This window comes from Streptomyces sp. F63, assembly GCF_018070345.1.
GTDB lineage: Bacteria > Actinomycetota > Actinomycetes > Streptomycetales > Streptomycetaceae > Streptomyces.
In genome coordinates, this window is record NZ_JAGPXX010000016.1 from 36,236 (window position 1) to 57,984 (window position 21,749).

At 73.5% G+C, this 21,749-nt stretch carries 20 protein-coding genes; 7 read left to right on the forward strand and 13 right to left on the reverse strand.

Translation table 11 applies throughout. The annotated features are described in order from the left end of the window. The first annotated feature begins 156 nt into the window (after positions 1-156). The gene (locus KBZ10_RS17625) at positions 157-993 is read left to right on the forward strand and encodes an alpha/beta fold hydrolase (RefSeq protein WP_210988594.1); all 837 of its coding nucleotides are present in this window, start codon (positions 157-159) and stop codon (positions 991-993) included. Here the strand turns inward: KBZ10_RS17625 and KBZ10_RS17630 are convergent. After that, positions 966-1,583 carry a GNAT family N-acetyltransferase gene (locus KBZ10_RS17630; protein ID WP_210988595.1) on the reverse strand — a complete coding sequence of 206 codons (618 nt, stop codon included), beginning with the start codon at positions 1,581-1,583 and terminating at the stop codon, positions 966-968. The genes KBZ10_RS17625 and KBZ10_RS17630 overlap by 28 nt on opposite strands. Before the next feature lie 160 nt (positions 1,584-1,743). Between KBZ10_RS17630 and KBZ10_RS17635 the strand changes: the two genes are divergently transcribed. Beyond that, positions 1,744-2,238 (forward strand): GNAT family N-acetyltransferase, encoded by a 495-nt coding sequence (locus KBZ10_RS17635; RefSeq protein WP_210988596.1) that lies wholly within the window; start codon positions 1,744-1,746, stop codon positions 2,236-2,238. A gap of 266 nt (positions 2,239-2,504) precedes the next feature. Here KBZ10_RS17635 and KBZ10_RS17640 read toward each other — a convergent pair whose 3' ends face one another. From KBZ10_RS17640 to KBZ10_RS17670, 7 genes are all read right to left on the reverse strand, one after another. After that, positions 2,505-4,484: a phospholipid carrier-dependent glycosyltransferase gene (locus KBZ10_RS17640; RefSeq protein WP_210988597.1), complete on the reverse strand. Its 1,980-nt coding sequence runs from the start codon at positions 4,482-4,484 to the stop codon at positions 2,505-2,507. A gap of 244 nt (positions 4,485-4,728) precedes the next feature. Beyond that, positions 4,729-6,708, reverse strand: coding sequence for an ATP-binding protein (locus KBZ10_RS17645; protein ID WP_210988598.1), 1,980 nt, complete (start codon positions 6,706-6,708; stop codon positions 4,729-4,731). Positions 6,709-6,837: 129 nt separating this feature from the next. Then, positions 6,838-7,455 carry a histidine phosphatase family protein gene (locus KBZ10_RS17650; protein WP_210988599.1) on the reverse strand — a complete coding sequence of 206 codons (618 nt, stop codon included), beginning with the start codon at positions 7,453-7,455 and terminating at the stop codon, positions 6,838-6,840. A gap of 197 nt (positions 7,456-7,652) precedes the next feature. After that, positions 7,653-8,690, reverse strand: a complete 1,038-nt coding sequence (locus KBZ10_RS17655) for a hypothetical protein (RefSeq protein WP_210988600.1) — start codon at positions 8,688-8,690, stop codon at positions 7,653-7,655. Further along, positions 8,687-10,336, reverse strand: coding sequence for a GMC family oxidoreductase N-terminal domain-containing protein (locus KBZ10_RS17660; protein ID WP_210988601.1), 1,650 nt, complete (start codon positions 10,334-10,336; stop codon positions 8,687-8,689). Before KBZ10_RS17660 ends, KBZ10_RS17655 begins: the two co-directional genes overlap by 4 nt. Further along, positions 10,333-11,169 (reverse strand): DUF5987 family protein, encoded by an 837-nt coding sequence (locus KBZ10_RS30325; RefSeq protein ID WP_307847489.1) that lies wholly within the window; start codon positions 11,167-11,169, stop codon positions 10,333-10,335. Before KBZ10_RS30325 ends, KBZ10_RS17660 begins: the two co-directional genes overlap by 4 nt. A gap of 146 nt (positions 11,170-11,315) precedes the next feature. After that, on the reverse strand, positions 11,316-12,029 hold the full coding sequence (locus KBZ10_RS17670; RefSeq protein WP_210988602.1) for a hypothetical protein: 714 nt from the start codon (positions 12,027-12,029) through the stop codon (positions 11,316-11,318). A gap of 343 nt (positions 12,030-12,372) precedes the next feature. Between KBZ10_RS17670 and KBZ10_RS17675 the strand changes: the two genes are divergently transcribed. Both KBZ10_RS17675 and KBZ10_RS17680 read left to right on the forward strand, forming a co-directional pair. Continuing rightward, positions 12,373-13,953 (forward strand): SMI1/KNR4 family protein, encoded by a 1,581-nt coding sequence (locus KBZ10_RS17675; protein ID WP_247702546.1) that lies wholly within the window; start codon positions 12,373-12,375, stop codon positions 13,951-13,953. 456 nt (positions 13,954-14,409) lie between these two features. Next, a complete protein-coding gene (locus tag KBZ10_RS17680; protein ID WP_307847490.1) occupies positions 14,410-14,931 on the forward strand; it encodes a hypothetical protein in 522 nt (173 codons plus the stop codon). A gap of 137 nt (positions 14,932-15,068) precedes the next feature. Here the strand turns inward: KBZ10_RS17680 and KBZ10_RS17685 are convergent, their stop codons facing one another. Then, on the reverse strand, positions 15,069-15,509 hold the full coding sequence (locus KBZ10_RS17685; RefSeq protein WP_210988603.1) for a DUF2000 domain-containing protein: 441 nt from the start codon (positions 15,507-15,509) through the stop codon (positions 15,069-15,071). Between the two features lie 49 nt (positions 15,510-15,558). Between KBZ10_RS17685 and KBZ10_RS17690 the strand changes: the two genes are divergently transcribed. Both KBZ10_RS17690 and KBZ10_RS17695 read left to right on the forward strand, forming a co-directional pair. Beyond that, on the forward strand, positions 15,559-16,452 hold the full coding sequence (locus tag KBZ10_RS17690) for an AraC family transcriptional regulator (protein WP_210988604.1): 894 nt from the start codon (positions 15,559-15,561) through the stop codon (positions 16,450-16,452). Between the two features lie 266 nt (positions 16,453-16,718). After that, entirely contained in the window at positions 16,719-18,083 is a 1,365-nt protein-coding gene (locus KBZ10_RS17695; protein ID WP_210988678.1) for a ferric reductase-like transmembrane domain-containing protein, read from the forward strand. A 584-nt stretch (positions 18,084-18,667) separates the two neighbouring features. On the opposite strand, the gene KBZ10_RS17700 is transcribed toward KBZ10_RS17695, so the two are convergent. The 4 genes from KBZ10_RS17700 to KBZ10_RS17715 are packed head-to-tail and all read right to left on the reverse strand — an operon-like array spanning position 18,668 to position 21,035. Next, positions 18,668-19,432 carry an MFS transporter gene (locus tag KBZ10_RS17700; protein ID WP_210988605.1) on the reverse strand — a complete coding sequence of 255 codons (765 nt, stop codon included), beginning with the start codon at positions 19,430-19,432 and terminating at the stop codon, positions 18,668-18,670. After that, entirely contained in the window at positions 19,432-19,917 is a 486-nt protein-coding gene (locus tag KBZ10_RS17705; protein WP_210988606.1) for a radical SAM protein, read from the reverse strand. Before KBZ10_RS17705 ends, KBZ10_RS17700 begins: the two co-directional genes overlap by 1 nt. A 5-nt stretch (positions 19,918-19,922) precedes the next feature. Further along, complete coding sequence (locus tag KBZ10_RS17710; RefSeq protein ID WP_210988607.1) at positions 19,923-20,570, reverse strand: hypothetical protein; 648 nt, start codon at positions 20,568-20,570, stop codon at positions 19,923-19,925. Between the two features lie 54 nt (positions 20,571-20,624). Continuing rightward, entirely contained in the window at positions 20,625-21,035 is a 411-nt protein-coding gene (locus tag KBZ10_RS17715; protein WP_210988608.1) for a hypothetical protein, read from the reverse strand. Positions 21,036-21,539: 504 nt separating this feature from the next. On the opposite strand from KBZ10_RS17715, the gene KBZ10_RS17720 reads away from it, so the two are divergent. Then, positions 21,540-21,734, forward strand: coding sequence for a hypothetical protein (locus KBZ10_RS17720; protein ID WP_210988609.1), 195 nt, complete (start codon positions 21,540-21,542; stop codon positions 21,732-21,734). The last annotated feature ends 15 nt before the right edge of the window (positions 21,735-21,749 follow it).

Genomic DNA, 21,749 nt, shown 5'->3' on the forward strand with positions numbered 1-21,749 from the left:
GGTGTACGGGCGCTGCCCGGTGTTCCTAGGGTTCCGCCCGGAGCACCGGCAGCCGGGGAGGCGCCGCACGGCGTCGGAGGGGATCGCGGCTGCCCGGTCCACGGAGGCGGCCGCGGAGAGAGAGCCGGTCAGTCCGACACGACAGGAGCGCACTTCATGAGCACCCACAACACCGGCATCCTTCAGGTCTCCGATGCCGTCACCCTCCACTACGAGAAGCGCGGCAGCGGGCCGGTGCTGCTGCTGATCCCCGGCGGGGCCGCCGACGCCGGTCTGTACGCGGGAACGGCCGGTGACCTGGCGGCCGCCGGCTACACCGTCGTCGCGTACGACCCGCGCGGCCTCTCCCGCAGCACGCTCGACGGACCGCTCACCGACCAGCGGGTGGCGGAGTGGGCCGATGACGCGCACGCGCTCCTCGAACGGCACTCCCCGGACGAACCGGCGTACGTCTTCGGCAGCAGCTCGGGCGCCATCGTCGCCCTCGATCTGCTGGCGCGGTACCCGGAGCGGCTGCGCCGGGTCGTCGCGCACGAACCGCCGCTGCTGGAGGTGCTGGAGGACCCCGCGCCGTACCGGGCGCTCTTCGCCGAGGTGCGCGACGTGTTCCGGAAGGAGGGAGCCGGCGCGGCGATGACGCGCTTCGCCGAAGGGCTGGGCGGACAACGGGAGGAAGCGGAGGCGGCGACCGAACTGGCGCCCGAGATACGGGATATGGCGCCCCGGATGCACGCCAACCTCCCCGTTTTCCTGGAGCACATGCTGTACCCGTTCGCGACGACCCCGCCGGACGTCGAGGCATTGCGCCGTGCCGCCGAACGGCTGGTTCTGGCGGTCGGCCGTGACTCACGCGAGCAGATACCGCTGTCCGGGCCGGCGACGCGGCTGGCGCGGCTGCTCGGCACGGACGTCGCGGAGTTCCCGGGCGGGCACCTCGGCATCACCGAGCATCCGCGGGAGTTCGCTCAGCGCCTCCTGGCGGTGCTCGGCTGACAGCCGTAGGAGCTTCCTTCGTTGTCGCCGGGGCCCCGGTGTCCGCCCGCCTGCTGTGGCGGCCCGGCTTCACGCCACTCGTCCTCGAGGATGCTGAACATCTCGGAGTCCCGCCAACCGTCCCGGATCAGCGCCGTGTGACGATGCCGTCCCTCCCATGTCATGCCCAGCTTGGCGAGAACCCGTGCCGATCCGAGGTTCCGCGGGTCACAGGTGGCATGGATGCGGTGAAGTCCCTGACCCGCGAACCCCTGCGCGAGCAGTCCCCGCCCGATCGCCGTTCCGACGCCCTGCGCCCAGAACCGCGGATGCAGGGCAAAGGTGATCTCACCTTGACGCTGCCTTCGGCTCCGGACGTGGAGCTCGCCCATGCCGACCACGGTGCCTTCAACCCGTGCCGTATATGCGAACCGTTGCTGAGGTGAGTGCGCCCAGGCGTCGACGGCGGTCGCCACGAACGCGCGCGTCTGCTCTTCGGTGTTCGGTCCCCAGGCCTGGAAGCGGCAGACCTGCGGGAGGGAAGCCCAGGAGTGGACGGCTCGCCAGTCTGCGAACTCGATCCTGTGCAAGGTCACCGAAGGCCGGGCCATGAGCCGATCATGCCAGATACAGGCGTGTCGGCTCCCGGGGCAGCGCAGCGCAGGACTCCGAACGCAAGCGGCCGAAGCGCAGCCCGGCAGTCGCTCAGGGGGACGTGGCTCAGGCGGACGCGACTCAGCGGGCGGCCGGTGCAGCGGACACACTGGCGGCATGCTGCGCCTGCGCGTTCTCACCGACCCGGACCGTGACTGGCCGCTGTGGCGGGAGGTCCGTCTCGCCGCGCTGACCGATGCGCCACACGCGTTCAAGGCCCGGCTCGCGGACTGGGACCGGGGCGGCGAGGAGCGGTGGCGTGCGCGGCTCGGGACACCGGGTGCGTACAACGTCGTCGCGCTGCTGGACGACCGGGCCGTGGGAGTGGCCGGCGGACTCCCGGGTGACGGTGGCGGGCGCACCTGGGAGCTGCGTTCCGTGTGGGTCGGCCCCGAGGCGCGCGGCCGGGGCGTCGCGGACCGGCTGCTGGCGGCGGTCGAGCGGCAGGCCCGGCGGGCGGGCGCCACGCAACTGAAGCTGGCCGTGGTGCCCGGCAATGACGCGGCCGTCGAGCTCTACCGGCGGCACGGCTTCGTCGCCACGGGAGAGCGGGGAGACATCCTGCCCGACGGAGGGGCCCGGGAACAGGTGATGGCCAAGACGCTGCGCTGACACGGCGGTTGTGACGGAGCGCTCCGCCGGTGGCTGTACAGCCCGGACGGCGGGCGACGAGCTGAGGGCTGCGATCGCGGTGCCGTCCGCCGATGTTGGGTCAAGAACCGCCGCCTGCCGCGTCCGCGCGATGGTGGCCGTCTGCGGCGAGCCGTTCCGTTCGCCGACCGTGAGACCGCGGAGTCTCCACAGCCCGTACCGGCGGTGCCACCGCCCCCACCGCCCACTTGAGCAGACCCGCAGCAGTACCGGGGAGTTCGGCGCGGCTATCTGCGGAAGACCGTGATCGAGTGGCCGACCTGCCCGACCGGCCTGCTGCTGTCGACCAGTGCCGCCAGCCCGCCTTCCGCCTTCGCGAGCGAGGAGTTCGAGACGACGAGCACGCCGCGCACCCGGTCCGGCGGCACCTTGCGCGGATCGGACGCCTCGATCCCGTAGTGGGACGGGACTCCGCTGCCCTTGTAGACGAGCCAGATCCGCTCGCCCCGGTACCGCTTCCGCAGGTGGTCGGCGAGGAGCCGCAGATCCTGGCCCCAGTCGACGTTCGAGTCGTGCAGATGGCGGTGGGTGTTCGACGGCCCGCCGAACGCCTCGTTCGCGTACGGCAGGTAGTACGGGAACGTCCGCAGCGAGCTGACCGCGACGGACAGGAGCAACAGCCCGGCCGTCCCGGCACCGGCCCGCCGCCACGGTCCGGTGCGGCGGAGGAAGGGTGCACGGGTGGCACCGGCGGCACTGGCGGCACCGGCCGACCAGGCCGCGCGGACCGTACCGGCCGACCAGACCGTACTGACCGCACCGGCCGCCGCGACCGCCAGCAGCATCGGCAGGAAGACGGCGTACCGGACGCCGAGGTCGCGGTCCCCGCTCATGGCCGCGAGCAGCAGCACGGCCGCCGGGACCAGCACGTACGGGGCCGCGGGCCGCAGCCGGGGGACAGTCACCATCGCCGGCGCCCCGGCCGCCCACAGCGCGAGCGCGCCGAGGGGCGTCTTCACCAGCAGCGCGGCCGGCAGGTAGTACCAGAGCGAACCGCTGTAGTGCCGCCCGAACAGGTAGCCCTCCCACCCCGCCCTCTCGAAGGCGAACTGGAGGAGCATCCCGTCCCGGAAGGGCTCGGGGAAGGGCAGCAGTCCGACCAGGCGCCCGCGCAGCCCGTGCGCGTCCGGCACGCTGTCGGGCGTCGTCCACCGCAACTGCGGATCGACGGCCAGGTAGGACGCCCATACGACGGCCACGCAGGCCAGGGCCAGGACGCCCGTCGCCAAGGCGGCCGGTCCGAACAGCCGGGCGGCGCGGGGGAGATGGGGGAGGCGGGAGCCCTCGGAGGCGGCGGAGCGCCCGGAGGCGGCGGAGTCCCGGGAGGCAGCCGGACCGCCCGGGCCGTCCCGGTCCCCGCGCGGCCGCCCCGAGGAGTGGTGGACGACGGCCGACAGGGCGGCCAGGGGCAGCAGCACCGGCACGGCCACCAGCATGCTCATCTTCGTCGCCACGGCCGCGCCGAGCGCCGCACCGGCGAGCGGGAGGCCGAGCAGCGGCCGTCGCCGGGCCCGCCACAGCAGCCACACAGCCGTCAGCAGGAAACCGGCCGCCGGGACGTCGAGCGTGGCCAGCGAGCCGTGGGCGATGACGTCGGGGGAGAACGTGTACAGGATCAGCGCCGCCAATCCGCCCACCGCACCGGCCAGATCGCGGGCGAAGACGAAGACGACAACACCGAACAGCAGGGTCAGTGCGATCACCGGAAGCCGCGCCAGCAGCATCAGCCGCCCCGGGTCGTTGCCCGACTCGTAGAGGAGACGCCGCCCGAGTTCCGTCTGACTGCCGTCGAATCCCGGTTCGAGGCGGGCGTCGGCGAAGGCCGTTCCGGTCGCGATGAGCAGTTTGCCCAGCGGCGGATGCTCGGGGTTGAACCGCAGGCTGTGCTCGCGCCGGTAGACCTCGGCCGTGCCGACGTACACGGGTTCGTCGATGGTCGGCGTCTGCCGTACGGCCGTCGTGACCATGGCGACCGCCATCTGTGCGAGCAGCGCGGTCACGAGGAGCGCGAGGACCCACCGGCGGTGCCGCCGCAGCCACGCCTCAACGCGCCCGCGGGGGCCGGGCGCTTCCCTGCCCGGCGCCGGGACGGCCGCCGGATGCCCGCCGGCGACTTCCCCCACCGGCTCGCCCGCGGGCCCGTCCGCGGCCCCGGACCGCCCTTCGCTCTCCGCCGGGCCGAGAACCGGTCCCTGCCCCGGCGTCATCGGCCGCTCGGCGAGCCGGGCCCTCCGACCGTGCCGCCGGACCGTCTACGTGTCCCGGGCCGGGCCGTGGGCCGGGGAGCGGGACCGACTCCCGGGCGGTGGTGAAGGCGATGCCAAGCGGTCATGACCCCACCCTCGCAAGCAACTCCCGCCCTCGCAGCCACTTCCGCGCACGGCGCGGACGGGGGACGGCGACAGGGCCGCACGAGGAGGGAAGCCGCCCGGCCGCCCGGGCGGGAAGGGCTCACCGCGGAACGCTGTGCTCCCCCGGCCGTTGAGTCGGCAGAACACCCTGGTCGGCCAGCTTCGTCACCGCATCCGTGTGCTCGCGGATCAGGTAGTCCATGGCGTGCTGGCTCGTCGACTCGTACTCCAACTGCTCGCGGTAGAAGCGCAGCCGTTCCTCGCAGTCCTGGATCACCTCGCCCCAGGTACGGACCCAGACCCGGTACGAGGGCTGGTCGACAGCGCAGCCGGGTGCGCGTCCGCGCTGGTGGGCCATCTGCCGGAGGTTGTCGTCCACAGTGTTCCCGATCAGCCAGAAATCCCAGGTGACGCGGGTGTCGCGGAACCGGTCATCGCCCATCACCGCTTGGGCGTAGCCGCTGATCTGCCCCAGCTCGGCCATGCCGAGGAGCACGCTCGGCCGCTTGAGTTCGACCACGAGATGGTGGCGCTCCCCCTGCCGCTGCCGGCTCGCGCGGGACAGCATGAGGTCGACGATGCCCTTCCGGCCGTCCGCGCGGAGCACCGGTTCGCACGACGGGGCCTCCCTGCCGAGCAGGTGGCAGTGGCGCCGGAGGACTTCGTTCAGGCTGCGGTCACTGACATGCAGCCCGTACTCCTCGCCGAACACCCAGCACTCGTTCTCGAGGATGCGGTGGAGTTCCGTGCGCTCCTTGACGCGACCCTTGGCCTCGGGGTCGAAGACGAGATGCTCGAGCGCCGCCAGGAAGTCGAGCCTCCCCGAGGCTTTGGTGGACGCCTTGATGAGAGAGGTGAGGGGCGTGCGGTCCAGGAGACGGGAGAGTTCCTCCTGCTCCTGCTGGGTCAGGGAGAAGACGTCCTCGACGATCCTGAGCACATCGCCCGGCTCATGGGTCAGGACGGACCGCAAGAAGGCCAGCGTCATCCTGCGTGTCCGCTTGTACTGGGGGAGATGGCGGACCACTGTCGTCGCCACGGCGTCGAAGGTCTCCCGCTCGGCGCGCTCCCGGTTGTCGGCCGGCTCCCCCTTGTAGGGATAGATGCCGTCCGTGCGCCATTCGCTCACGAGTTCGCGCCGGCGTTCGTCGGCCCGGTCGCGGAAGTGGGCCCGCATCCGTTGCCGCGCGGCCGCCACCACCTCGGCCGTGGCGCCGTCCGGCAGCCAGTCGGCGAAGGTGAGGTCCCCCGCTTGGTCGTCCTCGAACCCCGGCCAGGAGAGGTAGGCCGTGAAATGGAAGCCGGGGGCTTGGATCTCGGGTTTGAGCTGGGCCACGGACATGCCGCGGCCGTCGCACAGGATGAGGGCGCGGGAGACGGGGCGTGCCCACTCGATCAGCTTGAGCTGGGCCGGTCCGTAGGCGCTGCCCGTCCCGGCCGGCACGTCGTAGGCCGCGACATGGACCTGCTCCGAGGACGGGTCGAGTCGCCGGCCGTCGTACTCGATGTGGATGTCCGGGTAGGCCTCCAGGTGCAGGGCGAACGCGGCGGTGAGCGTGGACATCGCCGTGCTGTCGGTCAGTTTGTGCAGCTCCTCGCCGCCGAATGCCTCGAAGACGGTTCCCGTCGAGCCCTCCGTCGGCTCGGGGTCACTGACGTCGAACTCGTCCATGGAGGTGCGGCCGGATTCGATGACCACACGCTGCCGCCCCTGTGGGCCGTCGCTCACGCTGGTCCACCGCACCTCGCTGCCCAGGGCGAAGGCGCGGACCCGGCCGCGGCCGTTCTTACCGTGCAGCCTGCGCTTCTTCAACGGGCTGACCTGGGCGTGCCTCTTCCACGACACGCCGATGTGGCGGAAGCGGGCGTCGCAGTGCTCGGCGGCGATGCCCGTGCCGTCGTCGGCGACGGTCACCCGGGCCACGCCCCCCAGTTCGTTGCGCTCCAGTTCGACGGCGACATGCTCGGCGTCGGCGTCCAGAGCGTTCCAGATCAACTCCTCCACGGCACCCACGGGATTGCGCAGCCGCGCGAGTTCCGCGACGTGATCCCGGCCGATCGTCAGCCGCAGCTTCACCATCGATGCGTGCCCTTCCCCGTGGTCCCGTGTCCGTGCGGGCGGGAAGGCCGGTGCGTGGGTCTTCTCCCCCCACGGGTTACAACTCGGATGTTCGGAACAAGTCACTGGGAGTTTCCGTACGGTGTGGTCTCAGATGCGCAGTTCGGCCGGGAAGCCCGTCCACCGCAGTTCTGGTGGCAGGTGCCCCGTGTCGTTGTAGAGGAGCACGGAGGCCGGGCGGCCCGGGGCGTGACGGATCACCGTGAGGGCGGCGTTGGCGTGGTTGAGTCCGATCCAGCGCCAGTCGGGGGCGTCGAGGGCGGCGCGGACCAGCCAGCTGATCAGGAAGGTGTGCGTGACGACCAGTTCGTGGCGCGGCTCGGCACCGTCCACCGGCCCGGTGAACCGCCGAAGGGCTTCGCGGGCCAGGGCCGGTCCGTTCTCCCGCTCCTCCGCCGGGAATCCGGAGAGTCGGTCGAGCAGGAGATCCGCGGAGTCCGGCGGCAGTTCCTCGCGGCGCGGTACGTGGGGCACGTAATCGCCGGCCGGCTCACAGCGATGCACGGGAACGCCGTCCACCTGTGCGGCGATCAGCCGGGCGGTCTGCGCCGCGCGGGGCAGCGGGCCGTGGTGGATCACCGAGACTGGGCAGCTCCGCAGCCGCTTGCCGAGAGCCGTCGCCTGGCGGCGGCCGTTCTCGGTCAGGGTGCTCTCGTCCGGGGACGCCTCGCCGTGCCGGGTCAGCCAGAGGTAGCGATCAGCCGCCATGTCGCTCTCCTGGTGGATGGTGATGATCTCGCCTTGACGGGATGGACGCGGCCCTCGTCGCCCCGGTTGCGGTTCGGGAGCGGAATAACGCTCCGCCGCTCCCTCCCCGGTTCCGTCGGCAGGGAGGGAGCGGCGGCTCGGTCAGGTGTACGGCTGCGGGGTTCGCTCCGTTCGGCCGGACGCCGACCGCTCCGGGGTCACGGCCGCTCGCCGACCTCCGCGTGCGCCGTGTGGTCGAGGGACCAGCGGTGTTCGGTCTCCCAGCGGGAGCCCCTGCGGCGCTCGGTCACGACCTCGGCGCTCGCTCGCTCGCTGTTCGTACAGGTGGCCGTCGCGCCGTCCGGGTCGGTGTACGAGAGGGCGACGCAGTCGGCCGGGTCCTGGCGGATCTCCACGCGGATCCGGCGGCGGCCCGCCCGGCCGGTCACCGACCAGTCCGGCAGACCGATACCGGCCGTGAAGCGCGGTGCCGCCAGCAGCGGATCGCGCGGCCAGTCCCGGCCGCCGACGCGGAGTTGCAGCAGGGGGAGGGGCGGGAGCCGCCGCATGCCGGGGCGGCGGGCCACGGCCGCCACGATCTCCAGCACGTCGCCGCCGCCCAGATCGGCGTGGAGCCAGGCCCACCGCTTCGCGTTGCCGTGCCCGGCGATCCGGGCCACTCCGCCATGCGCCCCCGCCAACTCCAGCTTTTCGCCGTCGACTTCCACCTCGCCGTAGAAGCGGGCGTCCGGCGTGGGCACGATCTGCGCGGCCGGCAGCAGCCCCGTCCGCCACGCCCAGCGCGGGAACGTGTACAGCGGCGCGCCGCCGCCCTCCACCACGCCCAGCCGCCAGCGGATGCTGCCCGCGGCCCCCGCCAGCAGACTGCTGGAGGCATGGACCTCCGGGGAGGTGTAGTACGGGGCGATGCGGTCCGCCACCGGCAGGGTGGCCCCGGGCGACTCCGGGCCGAAGCGCTCCGTCAGCGGCGGGCGGCCGTCCGCCGGGAAGACGGAGATCCAGCCGTGCGGGCGCGCCGGTCCGCCGTCCGCCGGGGCGACCACCTCGTGGTGGATCCAGATGCCCGTTCCGGTGCGCGGGTCGGTCAGGGTGGCGTACCAGACCTCCAGGCGGCCGGGCTTGCCGGTGAGCCGGGGGCGGTAGAGCCGCTCCAGTGCCTCGCGGTGCGCCGTCGTGCCCGTGCCTGTGCCCGCGCCTGTGCCCGCGCCCCGCCCCGTACCCGTGCCGTCCGTCATCGTCCGCTCCCCTGCAGTGTCCTGATCGCCGCGTTCCGCGCCGCCGTCTCGCCGTGTGGGGACGGCGCCCCGTACCGTACGTCGACCCCGGACTCCGCCGCCCGTTCCACGATGAACGGGCAGGCACGTTCGGCCAGGGCCGCGACCGTCAGTGACGGGTTGACGCACAGCGAGGTCGGGACGGCGGAGGCGTCCGTCACGAACAGGCCCGGATGGCCACGGAGTTCGTTCCGGTCGTCCAGGGCGGAGCTGGCCGGGTCGTCGCCGATGCGGCAGGACGACAGGGGATGCGCGCTGACCGACCCGGCGAACTCGCTCCACGGCCGCACCCGCGCCAGCCCGTCCTTCTCCAGCACGGCCCGCGCCTCCTCGTCCGCCTCGGCCCAGCCGCGCCGGGTGTTGGCGTTCGGCCGGTACCGCAGCGTGGAGAGGCTCAGCGAGGAGGCGAGGCGGACGGCGGCGCCGGTGGGCGGCGGCGGTCCGAACACGCCTTCGTTGTCGTCCTCCGTCATCGCCAGGACGGACAGCCAGGAGCGCCAGCGCGCCCGCAGTGCCTTCTTCTCCACCCCGAACCAGCTCGTCGCCGGGTCGTCCGTGGCCTGTGCCAGGACGTTCGTGATGCCCGGGAAGTAGATCTGCTGGAGTGAGAAGCGGCTGAACTCCGGGGCGTCCGGGTCGAGCCGGTCGTAGGACATCGAGCCGATCGGCTTGCCGACGGGGAAGCCCTCGTACGGCACGCCCGGCGACCGCTCCAGCCCCAGCAGGTCGCGCACCTTCGTCTCGTCGACGTCCGCGATGGACACGCGGTCGCCGTTGCCGGAGAAGTGGCGTCCCACCGCGCGCGGCATGGAGCCCAGCAGGGCGGCCGAGCGCTGGAGGATCACCGGGGTGGCCATGGCACCGGCCGCGACCACCACGATCTTCGCCTCGATGAGGCCCGCGCCGGCCGGGACCCGGTAGTCGGTTTCGTCCAGCACGCTGTACGCGACCTGGTAGCGGTAGCCGGGTGTGACGGCGGGGCCGATGGTCTGCACCTCGTGCAGCGGGCGCACCTCCGCCCCGGCCGCCCTGGCCGCGGGCAGGTAGTTGAGCAGCATGGAGCGTTTGGCGTCGAAGCGGCAGCCGTTCAGCATCCAGTTGCAGTTGGTGCAGGTGCCGAGGTCGACGGCGAGCGGGACGGGGTTGCAGGTGCGCCCGGCGCGGTCGCAGGCGGACGCGAACAGCCCCCCGGGATACGGCACGTCGTCCCAGCTCTGCCGGGCGACGGGGATGGCCTCCTCGACCCGGTCGTACCAGGGGTCGAGGGCGCCGCGGGTCAGCGCCGCGGGCCACAGGCGGTGGCCGAGGCCGCCGCGGCGTTCGAAGACGAAGCCGGGGGCGCGGAGCGAGGCGGCGAAGTAGACGACGCTGGAGCCGCCGACGGCGTTGCCGGCGACGACGGTGATGCCGTCGCCCTGCACGAGGTCGACAGCGCGCGTGTAGCCGCCCATCCGCAGGTCGTGGGCGAAGTCCTGGGCGCTCAGTTCGGGCCCGCGTTCGAGGACGGTCACCTTCGCCCCGCCCGCCGCCAGATGGTAGGCGGGGATGGCGCCGCCGAAGCCGCTGCCGATGACGAGGACGTCGGTGCGTTCGATGACGGTCGTCATGCGGGGTGGCCTCCGGACGTGGTGCGCGGGTGGGTGCGGGCGAGTTCGCGGCCGTAGCCGAACTCGGGGAAGCGCCAGAGGCCGTCGGCGTCCGGGGGCGGGAAGGCGGCCCAGGTCAGGCCGGGGTGGCGCTGGGCGAGGGCGTCGGTGGTGTGGAGGTGGGCCGCCGTGTCGAACGCGAGGGAGGAGAAGAGGGCCAGCAGGACCCAGAGCTTCTGGTCCACGGCGCCCGGCTTGAGCAGCTTCGCGGCGAGGGCGGTGCGGTCGCGGAAGCCCAGTCCGGCGAAGGCGGAGCCGAGGACGGGCAGCAGGACCCGTCCTCTGGCCAGCGCGTAGGTGACGGCCTGGGTGTCGAGCAGTTCGGCGAGGACCGGCAGCAGCGGCGCCAGCCCCAGCTCGGGGAGGCACAGCAGTTCGACGGTTCCGGCCTGGACGGCACCGGGCCCGGCGGCGGCACCCGCGATGGCGCGGTCGCCGGAGTGGCGCTTCTCGCCGGGAACCATGGTGTCGGCGAACGCCTCCAGGGCGGTCCGCCACGCGCTGAGGTCCGGGACGGCGGCGGGCGCGGCGGCCGAGGCCCGCGCGGGCACGGCGAGCGCACCGGCCTGCAGCGCGGCGACGGCACCGGCCAGGCCGAGGACGAGCTGCCGCCGGGTGGGGCGCCTGCGGTGCGGGACCGCGTCCGGGACCGCGTCCGGGACCGCGTCCGGGGTTGTGCCCAGCAGGGCGGTCGGCCCGGTGGTGCGCGGTGGTCCAGGGGTGCGGCCCGGCGTGGCGCCCGGAGCAGCGGTTGGTGTCGCTCCGGGGAGGCGGCCGTGTGGCGGGCCCGGCACGGCAGTCGGTGCGGCATCCGGCGTCGCTCCAGGGGCGCGGCCCGGTCCGCCCGGCGCACCGCCCGCCCCGGTGCCCCGGGCCGGCCCCGGAGAGGCTTCTCGTGTCGCGTCCGGCGAGCGGCCCGGCCGAGGCGGCATCCGCGTGCTCACCGGGTCCGCCACGAGCAGGACAGGCTCAGCGGCAGTTCGACCTTGACGCCGAGGGTCGCCCGCCGCAAGGCGTCGGCGAGCGCGGGGTCGTACGGACGGAGGGCGTCGGCCGCCTCCTCGCCCGTGGCCGGTATTCCGGCGATCTTGATGTTGCGGGCCTTGAGCGCGGCCTCGCCCGTCGACTGGTCGAACCAGTAGCTGCCGTCCCAGCCGACGAGGGCGGGGCCGCCGGGGTGGGTCTGGACGCTCCAGTGGTCCAACTGCCAGTAGCGGCAGGCGGGGATGGCGAGGGCGAAGCGGGCGGGCTCGGCGAGCAGGAAGCGCAGGGCGCCGCCGTTGCTGAGGGTGATGTCGCGCTTGGCGTACTCGACGCAGACGGGATCGGTGCCGATCAGGTCGAGCGGCGGGGTCTCGCCCTCGCCGTACCGGTGGAAGACGCATGCGTCACCGAAGGCCGGGTCGGTGTAGCCGCCGATGCCGAGGGTGACGGTTCCGCCCGTGGCGCCGGCGGAACCGGCGGCGTCGGCGTACTCGTACCCGGTGCCGTATCCGGCGCCGGTGGCGGTGATCTCGGCGGCGCCGGTGACTCCGGCGATTTCAGCGGCTGCGGCGGGCGTGGCGGGGAGCGCGGCGAGGAACAGTGCGGCGCTCAGCCCGGCCACGGCGGCGCGCAGGCGCACGGGGGAGACGACGCGATGCGGCGTGGGCACGGCAGGGACCTACTTCCCGTCGGGACGTTCGAGGAAAGGGAGAGCGGGGATTTTCCGCCACCGGTGGCGCGTTACCGATGGTTACGTGAGTGTGCATCCTGATGTCCCGGTGCCTGCCGCGCAACCCCTCCGCGATCCCCTCCACAAACCCCACCCGACACCCGACCATCAGTGGCGTGCGCAGGTCGGCGGCGTGCGCGGGCCGCGTCCCCGGCTCGCGGCGGTGCAGGGGGATGTGCGCCGGGCGTGCCGGGCGATACGGAACCGGCGCCGAACGCGTACCGGGAACCTCCCTTGTCCGGCCGCGTGCCGGGTGCCGGTCGCTCTGTCGCAGCCTGCTGACATGATCGTCCGACCAGTGCGGACGGGAGGAGCGGGTATGGACCTGACGGTGGACGAGGTGGCACGGCAGATCGCGGCGGAGATCGTCGCCCGGGCGCCGGAGGGCTGGACGGAGTGCGTGCTGCGGGGGCACGGGAGCCGGACGAGCGTCGGCCTGTCCGGCGGCGGGTACGTGGTGCCGAGCCGTCCGGGCTCCTTCTTCGAGAAGCCGTTCCCGTACCAGGGCCTCGGCTCCCTGGCGTCCCGGTTCCGTGACACCCATGGCTGGGAGGCCGTCGTCCTGGAGCTGACCTGCCGCCCGTCGGGCGCCTTCGAGCTGGTGGTGTTCCGGGACACGCTGCGGCCCGGGGGCGGCCCCGAGGACGGTTGGACACTGACCATCGACCCCGGCTTCCAGCCGCCCGAACCGGGCGCGGCCGACCGTGCGGAACCGTCCGAACTGCGCCCGGCCGGCGACCCCGCGGAGGCGGTCGAGCGGCTGCGGGCCGTCCTCCGGCAGCACGCCGAACACTCCGGTGAGGAACCGGAGATGCCGGCGCCCGTCACCGAGGACCGGCTCGCCGCCGCCGAGCGCCACCTCGGCCGGCCGCTGCCCGCGGACCTGCGGGCGCTCTACCTGGAGGCGGACGGGGACGGCGGGAGCGAGGCGCTGGACGGATACTGCTGGCTGCCGCTCGACAGGGCCCTGGCCGAGCGCGACGGCTATGTCGGAGTGCCGACCTGGTTCGGCTGGGAGCTCGGCTGGCGCCAGATGATCTTCGACGCCGACCCGCCGGACACCGTGCGCCGTTGCTCGGGGCATCCGGGCTGGCTTCCCTTCGCCACCTGGTTCGACGGCAACTTCCTCGCCGTGGACCTCGCGCCTGCCGCGGACGGCCGCCCCGGACAGGTGATCGAGGTCGGCCGCGACTTCGACGACGGCCCGCGCTATGTCGCTTCCTCGGTCACCGCCTGGCTCGGCCGGGCTCTGGGCCGGCCCGATCCGCACGCCCCGCAGGAGTCCGGGGACGGCCCTCACCAGCTGGTGGTCTCAGCCCTGGACGAGCGGCTTGCGCCAGGTGTCCAGGCGATCCATCTCAATGACGCCCCGTCGCCCGTCGACCTCGGACCGCTCTCCGCCACCCCGCGCCTGCGGCGTCTGCACCTCAACCGATGCGCCACCACCGACCTGTCACCCGTGGCGGTACTCCCCGTCGAGGACCTGGCCGTCGACCTCGCTTCCGGGGCCGGCCTCACCCCGCTCGCGGGCCACCGGCACCTCACCTCGCTCGCCGTCGGTTCCGAGACCCCGGTCGACCTCGCTCCGCTGCGCACCCTGCCCGCGCTGCGCTCCCTCGACCTCTCCCGCTGCCCCATGCCGGACTTGGCGTTGCCGGCCGATCTCCCCGGCCTGCGCTACCTCGCCCTCTCCGGCGCCCAGTGGTCGGCCCTGATCGCCGCCGGCCGCCTGCCCGCCCACCTTGCCGCCGCTCGCCTGGCCGGAGCCCCGCCCCTCACCGCCGCCCTCGATCTGCTCGCGGCCCTCGGCGTCGACACCTCCACCGCCCACCGCCTCTCCGGCACCGTCGAGGACGCCTCCTGACGCTGTGACCGCATTACTTCACCGAGGTGGCGCCGGCGCGCAGCCGGCCGGCCGGCTGCCGTGAGGCGTTCAACGCAACCACACCGTCCGGACCCGGGAGCCGGTGTCGGGACCGGCCGCCGAGCTGCAGGTGAGGCCGGCCGCGAAGGCCGGACTGCCACGGTGCGGAGCGTGCGCATGGGCGTGATTCCTTCCGGTGGACTCTGTGGAGATGGTGCGGTGGTTCACCCGGTGAGACCGGCTGCGGAAAGGGGATGTGCAGCGCCGGAATGCCGGTCGGTATTCGAACAGCGATGCTTGTCAAGGAAGTTGACGGCGCCCCGGGGCGGCGCGTGCGGCGTCACGATCCGGAAGCGGTCGTGCCAACTGTGAAACAGCGTGACCGTCCGTGCGGGAACGGCAGCTCACGGCTGCTAGCTTGACGTGCTCTTGGCAGACCAACGGGAGGAAACACACGTGCGCACGTCAGCGCGTCACATGGGCGTGGCCGCCGCCGCCATAGCGGCCGCCCTGCTGCTCACCGGCTGCGGAAACGGCAGCGACGGAGGCAAGGACGACAGCAAGTCCGGCCTCACGAGCGGGTCCACGGCCGGCCGGGAAGACGGCTCCACAGGGGACGGCACCGCGGCCGGAGGGGCCCCGGCGGCCGGGGAAGTCTCCGGGACCTACGTCGCCAAGCTCGACACCAGCGAGCCGATCGTCCTCTCCATCACCGGCAACAAGGCCGTCCTCGCCGGCCCGCACGCGTGCAGCGGCGACTACACGCGCGACCTGCTGATGCTGGAGTGCCCGGACGGGAACACCGACCGCACCATGGGCGCCGTCACCGTGTCCGACGGCGGCAAGACCCTCAAGGTCGACTGGGACACCCTCTCCGACGCCGAGGACGACACCTTCACCAAGGCCGCCTCCCCCGAGGACCTGCCGAAGGGCCTGCCCACGGAGCTGCCCACGGAGCTCCCGGGCACCGACGGCTGACGGGCGACCGGTGCCGGTCCGGGCCCGGCCACGCCGCCGCGCCCGGACCCCGCACACCGCGCGGGCCTCCCGCCACCGGCCGGGAGGTCCGCGCGGCGGCGTCACCACGGGCGGCCGGCCCGGGCGGGCCGCGGCGCTCAGGGGTGCATGCGCGCGCCCTTGAGCACCTTGTCGACCGCGTTGCGCGGCCCGTGCACGGCGAGGCCCACCAGATCCAGCCGGCTCCGCGGCACGGCCCGCACCGCGGCGCGGTTGTCGCGGTCATTGCCGGTGGCGAAGAGGTCCGCGGTGAACACCGCCCGGGGCAGCGAGCGGGACAGGACGCGGCCGTGCGCGGCGGCCAGCACCTCCTTCGTCCCCTCGAACACCAGGACGGGCTGACGGAACATGGGCAGGTAGGGCGTGCCGTCGGCGTCGGCGTACGGTTCGCCGATCACCTCGGGAAGCTCCGAGCCCAGACCGCTGACCAGGAACGCGGTGACGTTCAGCCGCTGCCAGGACTCCAGGTCCCCGCGCAGGAGGACGGCGATCTTGGTGTCGAACCGCACGGGGGCGTTCTCGGTGTTCTCGTTCGTCATGCCGTGAGACTGCCAACCGCCCCGGCGCGGCTTCTTGTACGTTCTTGGCATGGTGGCACGCCAGGAGGTCTCCGCGTGGCGACCGCGGGTACCGGGGGTCGCGGAGGTCCTCCACGCCCGCTTCACCGGGCACGCGTACCCGATGCACGTCCACGACGTGTGGACCCTGCTGATCGTCGACGACGGCGCCGTCCGCTACGACCTGAACCGCCGCGAGCACGGCACCCCGCACGACACGGTGTCCCTGCTCCCGCCGCAGGTGCCGCACAACGGCTCCTCCGCCACCGCCCGTGGCTTCCGCAAGCGGGTGCTCTACCTGGACCTGACCCAACTGGACGAGGACTTCATCGACCCCGCGGCGGACAGCCCCGACATCGCCGACCCCCTGCTGCGCCGGCGTGTCGGGCAACTGCACACGGCCCTGGCCCGGCGCGGCGACGAGCTGGAGGCGGAGAGCCGCCTCGCGCTGATCGGCGAACGCCTGCGCGGCCACCTGCGGCAGCCCCGGCCGGCCGCCGACCCGCGGGCAACCGGCCGCGGTGTGGCCGGCGACCTGCGGGAACTCCTCGACGAACGGCTGCCCCACGGGCTCACCCTGGACGAGGCGGCGAAGCTGCTGCACGCCCACCCGACGCACCTGGTCCGGGCGTTCACCACCGCGTTCGGCATCGCCCCGCACCAGTACCTGACGGCCCGCCGGGTCGAGTGCGCGCGGCGTATGCTCCTCGACGGCCGCCCGCCCGCGGAGGCGGCGGCCGCGTCCGGCTTCTGCGACCAGCCCCATCTGACCCGCCACTTCAAACGGTTCCTGGGCACGACCCCGGGGCGCTACGCCCGCAGCTCCGGCAGCCTCGCCGGCCGGGCTCTCGGCCTGCCGGACGGTCTGATACGAGCCGGCACGCGGACGTCCGCGACCCCCGGAAGCAGGCCCACGGAGTGCTGACGGCTCCCCGGCCGCGGTCCGCCGAACCGCACCTCACGGGCAGGCGCCCGCCCCCGCGAACGCACCGGCCCCGACCCGGCCCTGCGGGCGCCGGGGAATATCCCGGGCCCCGCAACGCACCCGGGGTGCGCCGGATTCACCGCTCCGGCGAACGGATCGGGCTCGCGCCCCGTACTTGTAGCCGATCGGGGGGCGCGTTCCGCCCGGGCTCGCGGTAGCTTCGCGGGGTGGCGCAGACGGGCCGTGAGAACCGCGGCCGCAGGGGGATGGGGGCAGATGTGGTGTCGGTGAGTGAAGCGGTACGGAGAGACGGCGTGCCTCCGGCGGACGCGGCGCGCTGGGCCACGGGGGCGTTCGTCATCGCCAACGTGGCGATCGTCGAGGCGCTGTTCCTCGGCGCCGCTCCGGGCAAGAACGGGGTGCTCACGGTCGCCAAGTTCTTCGGCGTGCACGCGGCCCTGCTGATGTTCCTCCAACTGCTGCTCGTGGCCCGGCTGCCGTGGCTGGACCGGCGCATCGGGATGGACCGCCTCACGGTGTGGCACCGCTGGACCGGCTTCTCCCTGCTGTGGACCGTCGTCACCCACGCCGTGCTGGTGGTGCTGGGCTACGCGCGGCTCGACGACGCGTCCATGGGGAAGACGTTCCTCGCCCTGGGCGGGGTGCCGGCCTCCCTGCTCGGCATGCTCGCCGCGGCCGTCATCGTCGCGATCGGCGTGATCTCCACCCGGCCCCTGCGGCGGCGGCTGCGGTACGAGGTCTGGCACGGTCTGCACCTGCTGCTCTACGTCGCCCTCGGCCTGTCGTTCGCCCACCAGCTGCTGGAGACCAAGACGTTCACGTCCTCCCCGGTCGCGACGGCCTACTGGTGGACCCTGTGGCTGTTCGCCTTCGGCGCCCTGCTGGCCGGGCGGGTCGCCCTGCCCCTGTGGCGCAACGCCTACCACCGCTTCCGCGTCGCGGCCGTGGTACCGGAGTCGGAGAACGTGGTCTCCGTGTACGTCACCGGCCGGCACCTCGGCAAACTCCCCGCCCGCGCGGGGCAGTTCTGCATCTGGCGGTTCCCCGGGCACGAGCACTGGTGGACGGCCAACCCCTTCTCCCTGTCGGCGGCGCCCACCGGGGAAGGGCTGCGCCTCACGGCGAAGGCGGCGGGCAGCACCAGCGCCGGCCTGCGGAACGTCCCCGTCGGCAGCCGCGCCTTCGTCGAGGGACCGTACGGGGCGTTCACCTCGCTGCACCGCACCCGGCCAGGCGCCCTGCTGATCGCCGGCGGTGTGGGGATCACGCCCGTGCGGGCGATGCTGGAGGAGCGGACGGCCGGCGACGACGTCGTCGTGCTGTACCGCGTCCGCAGCGAGGACGACGCCGTGCTGCTGGACGAGGTGCGCGAGCTGGTCGGACTCCGGGGCGGACGGCTGCACCTGCTCACCGGCAGGACCGGCGAGCACGGCGAGCACGGCGAGCCGCCGTTCGGCCCGGGCCGCCTGCGCCGGCTGGTCCCCGACATCACCGGACGCGACGTGTACGTCTGCGGCCCGCCCGCCATGACCGCGGCCGCCCTCGCGGGCCTGAAAGACCTGCGGGTCCCCGCGCGGCAGGTGCACGCCGAGCGCTTCGGCCTGGCCTGACCCGGAAAGGCCGGACGTCCGGTGGAGCCGCGCGGAAGCCGCCCGAGTGTCTCCTCGCCGGGTGGCCCCGGCCCGGCGGGACGGCTGCGCGGGGGTACTCGCGGCCGGTCGGGCCGCGGCAGGGGGCCACGGCGCGCGGGGAGTACCGCCGCGCCCCCTGACGACGTCCCTCGCCCGGCCGCGCGTCCCGTTCGGGACGGAGCCGGGCGAGGGCGGCAGCCGGAACGGCTGAGGGCGGGCGAGGACGGCCGGACAGACGGCCCCGTCCGGGACGGGCAGCGGGGAGGCGCAGCCGGAGGGCGCGACCCGGACGGTCACTGTCCGGCGCACCGCTTCGGGTAGCCGGGCCAGGAACGGGGCGTCGTCGAGGAAATCAGGGGCTTGGGGGGAGCCGTAGCGGTGCAGACACCGGGCCGCCAGGTCCCGTGCCGCCGCTGCTTCGGCCGCCCCGAGACGGTGGCTGTGGACGCGGGGTACCGGGTTCGGCGCGACGGGCGGCTGGGGCTCCGCGAGAACGGCTGCTGACATGCTGGTCCTCTTCTCTCTTCCGTTTTTCTCGTCCGTCTTCCGGTGGGCGGGTTCCGTCAGTTCGCAGGGGCTGCCTGTGCGGTGTCCGCATGCTGTTCGGGGCTGTCGTCCGCCGCCCGGGGCAGGGCGGCCAGCCGGTGCCGGACGGTGAAGGCGATGACAGCTCCCGCGCCGGCCACCAGAGCCGCGGTGAGGAAGGCCGCGCGTGTCTCGTGGGCGTGCACCTGGAGTCCGGCGAGCTGGGACCCGAGGGCCCCGCCCGCGATGTTGGCGGTCATCACCCACGTGAACGCCTCGGCGAGCGTTCCCCGAGGGGCGGCACGGCCGATCAGGTCGTATTCGACGGCCGTCACCGGAGCGATCACCGTGCCGCCGATCAGCAGGGCGACCGCCATCGACCAGAAGTCCCAGGCGAGGGCCGGCAGCGCGGTGAGCACGGCGAAGACGGCCACGCCGCGGGACAGGAGCTGTTCGGTCGGCAGGGCCGGCTTGCGCCGGCCGAACCAGATGCCGCCGAGAGCCCCGCCGACGCCCCAGGCGGCGAAGAGGAGCCCCACCGCGCCGGGGTCGCCCCGGCCGGCGGCGAAGGCGGGGAGGGCCAGGTTGAACACCCCGCCGGCCACGGCGCACACGGTGAGAACGGCCATGAGGGACAGGAGTTCCGGCGAGCGCAGAGGCCCCAGCAGACTGCGCTGCCCGGCCTGCGACCGCCACTGCCGGGAGGCGCCGGTCATGGCCAGGCCGAGTGCGCCGGCGGCCCCCATGAGGCCGCCGATGACGACAACGGTGCCCGGTGAACTGACCAGCAGCAGGGCACTCATCAGCAGCGGGCCGCCGATGACGAAGACCTCCCCGAGGATGGCTTCCAGGGAGAACGCGGCGGTGCGCAGGCTTCCCTGGTGAGCGTCTCGGCCTCGGTCAGGTGAGCGGCGATGTAGCGCCGTGCGGCCTGGGATTCGAGGCCGGGGCGGGCGGCGGTCAGGATGCGCAGGGCGGGCCGGGAGCCGGTGTCGGCCAGCCGGTCGACGAAGCGGGGGAGGAACATTCCGTTGGTGATGAGGGACATCCGCATGCCGTGCTCGGTGCCGAGCCGCACCAGCTCGACCACGTCGCGGTGCATCAGGGGCTCACCGCCGGTGAACCGGACGTAACCCACCCCGGCGCGCACGGCCTCGGGGAGTAGTTCGGCGAAGTCCTGCACGGTGAACCGGTAGGTGTCCCGGGAGAGCGCGAACTCGCACATGAAACAGTCGGCGTTGCATGCTTCGAGGATGCGGACGAACAAATAGCGGCGACGATCCCGCACGTCTTTCAGCCTTTCGCTGGGAGCTTGGAAGAGCGGGCGACGGACAGCACCGCGTCTGCAATCTGTGCCGCGCCTCCGGTACCGATGAGACGGACCAGCGCGGTCCACTGCTTGCGCCGGTCGCCCACCTCCGTCAGACAGCCGAGGACCCGGTCGGCCAGTTCGGCGCGGACGGTCTCCGGAGCCGCGGCCGCGCGGGCGATGCCTTGGTAGATCAACTCCAGGGCCGCGTCCTCGCCCGGTGACCCGCCGCTGTTCCCGGGGTTGTCGGCCGGGGCGGTGAGGCGGGTGTCGAGGACGTCCTGGGCACGGAACACCTTCTCGGGCCGGTCCGCGGTGGACGCTCCGGTCACCTGCGCGTAGGAGGAGGCGTTCAGGATCTGGCTGATGTTCTGCGGCGGCAGGCAGACCACCGGGATGCCGCGGGCACTGCACTCGAGCAACGTGGTGAGTCCGGGCGAGGCGAGCAGCACGTCGGCCTCGCCGGCCGCGTCGAGAAAGGCGCGGTGTCCCAACGCGCCGTAGTGCAGCCGGACGTCGTCGCCGACCGCGCGGGGCAGGTCCGGCAGCAGGCCACGGGGCAGGTTGCCGCACAGCGTGATGTCCCGTGCGCCCCAGTGGACCAGGGCGCGCAGGGCTGCCGGCACGACCACGGAGACGTAGTCGGACGGGTCGTGCCGGCAGCGGGGAGAGCAGACCGCCGAGGCTCACCACGGCGGAGCGCTCACCGGGCGCACGGAGCGCGGGCCGCGGGCGGGCCGGAGCCGCAGGACGACCGCCTCGACCCAGCGCAGGTTGTCCACCTGGGCCATGACCGGCCAGGCAGGGGCCGGAAGGCTCAGGCAGAGCTGCGCGCAGGAGGCGGAGGCCCGCAGCGGCAGACTGGCGGTGTCGTCCCGCGTCCAGAGGAAGGGCAGGCTGTCCACGAACACCACCGGGCAGCCGATGGCTTCGAGCGCGGTGGCGAAGGAGCGGTCCAGAACGCACACGGCCGCGTCGACGTGCTCCCGGCGGACGAGAGCGGCGAGCGCCTCGCTGTCGCCGGTGTCCACGTCGTACCAGTCGTCGACGCCGTGGCCGCGTACGACGTCACGGCCCAGCCGGGACCCGGGGCCCACGAAGCGCACCCGCTCCCCGAGCAGCCGGCGCAGCGCGTCGACGATCGCGCCGAGTTTGCCGGCGCGCGGTGGTCGCCCTCATAGAACGGGCCGAGGCTGTCATCGAAGAGGGTCCGAAGGAAGTCCCGGTCCTGTTCCGTCGCCGGCAGGGCACGTGAGTGACCCACACCTGGGGACTGGGAACCGAGGACCGGGGTGTGCACCAGAGCTGTCGCCGAGTGATCACCTGTGCCGGGTCGCTGGTTGCCGAGTCGACTTGACGCCGCTGGGCTTCGAGGGAAGGGGATCAACCGTCCCGAGCGGCGACATGAGGCCGCCCGGAAAGATCCTTGCCAGGGAAGCTAGATCAGGCGCGCAGAACTTGTCAACGAATGAAAGATTGATTGCCAGTTCTGGCAAGTCACTCTAGGGTTCCCCTGTCGCCGTACGGGGAGCCGGGCTTCCCGTACGGCACTCAATCGACGGACGCGCCGCACCTCCGGGTGCGCAAGGGGGTTATCGATCATGTTCAAGGCCACGATTCAGCGGGCGGGCGCGGTGCTGATGCTTTCGGCTCTGCTCATCGGCGCGGCGGCCGGGGCCGGGTCGGCGGACGTCCGGGCGATAGCGGCGGCCGGGGCCGGCACGGTCCCCGCGTCCCCGTCCGGCATCGACTGGCCCGCCGCCTCCCTCTCCGGGTCCGCCATCGACTGGCCGTAGGCCGGCCGCCTCGCC

What these genes read in the sequence shown, in the direction of transcription:
- KBZ10_RS17630 (WP_210988595.1), bottom strand. Translation starts at nt 1,583, where the DNA reads ATGGCCCGGCCTTCGGTGACCTTGCACAGGATCGAGTTCGCAGACTGG.
- KBZ10_RS17675 (WP_247702546.1), top strand. Translation starts at nt 12,373, where the DNA reads ATGATCGTCCGACCAGTGCGGACGGGAGGAGCGGGTATGGACCTGACG.
- KBZ10_RS17660 (WP_210988601.1), bottom strand. Translation starts at nt 10,336, where the DNA reads ATGACGACCGTCATCGAACGCACCGACGTCCTCGTCATCGGCAGCGGC.
- KBZ10_RS17655 (WP_210988600.1), bottom strand. Translation starts at nt 8,690, where the DNA reads ATGACGGACGGCACGGGTACGGGGCGGGGCGCGGGCACAGGCGCGGGC.
- KBZ10_RS17645 (WP_210988598.1), bottom strand. Translation starts at nt 6,708, where the DNA reads ATGGTGAAGCTGCGGCTGACGATCGGCCGGGATCACGTCGCGGAACTC.
- KBZ10_RS17650 (WP_210988599.1), bottom strand. Translation starts at nt 7,455, where the DNA reads ATGGCGGCTGATCGCTACCTCTGGCTGACCCGGCACGGCGAGGCGTCC.
- KBZ10_RS17695 (WP_210988678.1), top strand. Translation starts at nt 16,719, where the DNA reads ATGGGGGCAGATGTGGTGTCGGTGAGTGAAGCGGTACGGAGAGACGGC.
- KBZ10_RS17700 (WP_210988605.1), bottom strand. Translation starts at nt 19,432, where the DNA reads ATGAGTGCCCTGCTGCTGGTCAGTTCACCGGGCACCGTTGTCGTCATC.
- KBZ10_RS17640 (WP_210988597.1), bottom strand. Translation starts at nt 4,484, where the DNA reads ATGACGCCGGGGCAGGGACCGGTTCTCGGCCCGGCGGAGAGCGAAGGG.
- KBZ10_RS17625 (WP_210988594.1), top strand. Translation starts at nt 157, where the DNA reads ATGAGCACCCACAACACCGGCATCCTTCAGGTCTCCGATGCCGTCACC.
- KBZ10_RS17635 (WP_210988596.1), top strand. Translation starts at nt 1,744, where the DNA reads ATGCTGCGCCTGCGCGTTCTCACCGACCCGGACCGTGACTGGCCGCTG.
- KBZ10_RS17690 (WP_210988604.1), top strand. Translation starts at nt 15,559, where the DNA reads ATGGTGGCACGCCAGGAGGTCTCCGCGTGGCGACCGCGGGTACCGGGG.
- KBZ10_RS17685 (WP_210988603.1), bottom strand. Translation starts at nt 15,509, where the DNA reads ATGACGAACGAGAACACCGAGAACGCCCCCGTGCGGTTCGACACCAAG.
- KBZ10_RS17720 (WP_210988609.1), top strand. Translation starts at nt 21,540, where the DNA reads ATGTTCAAGGCCACGATTCAGCGGGCGGGCGCGGTGCTGATGCTTTCG.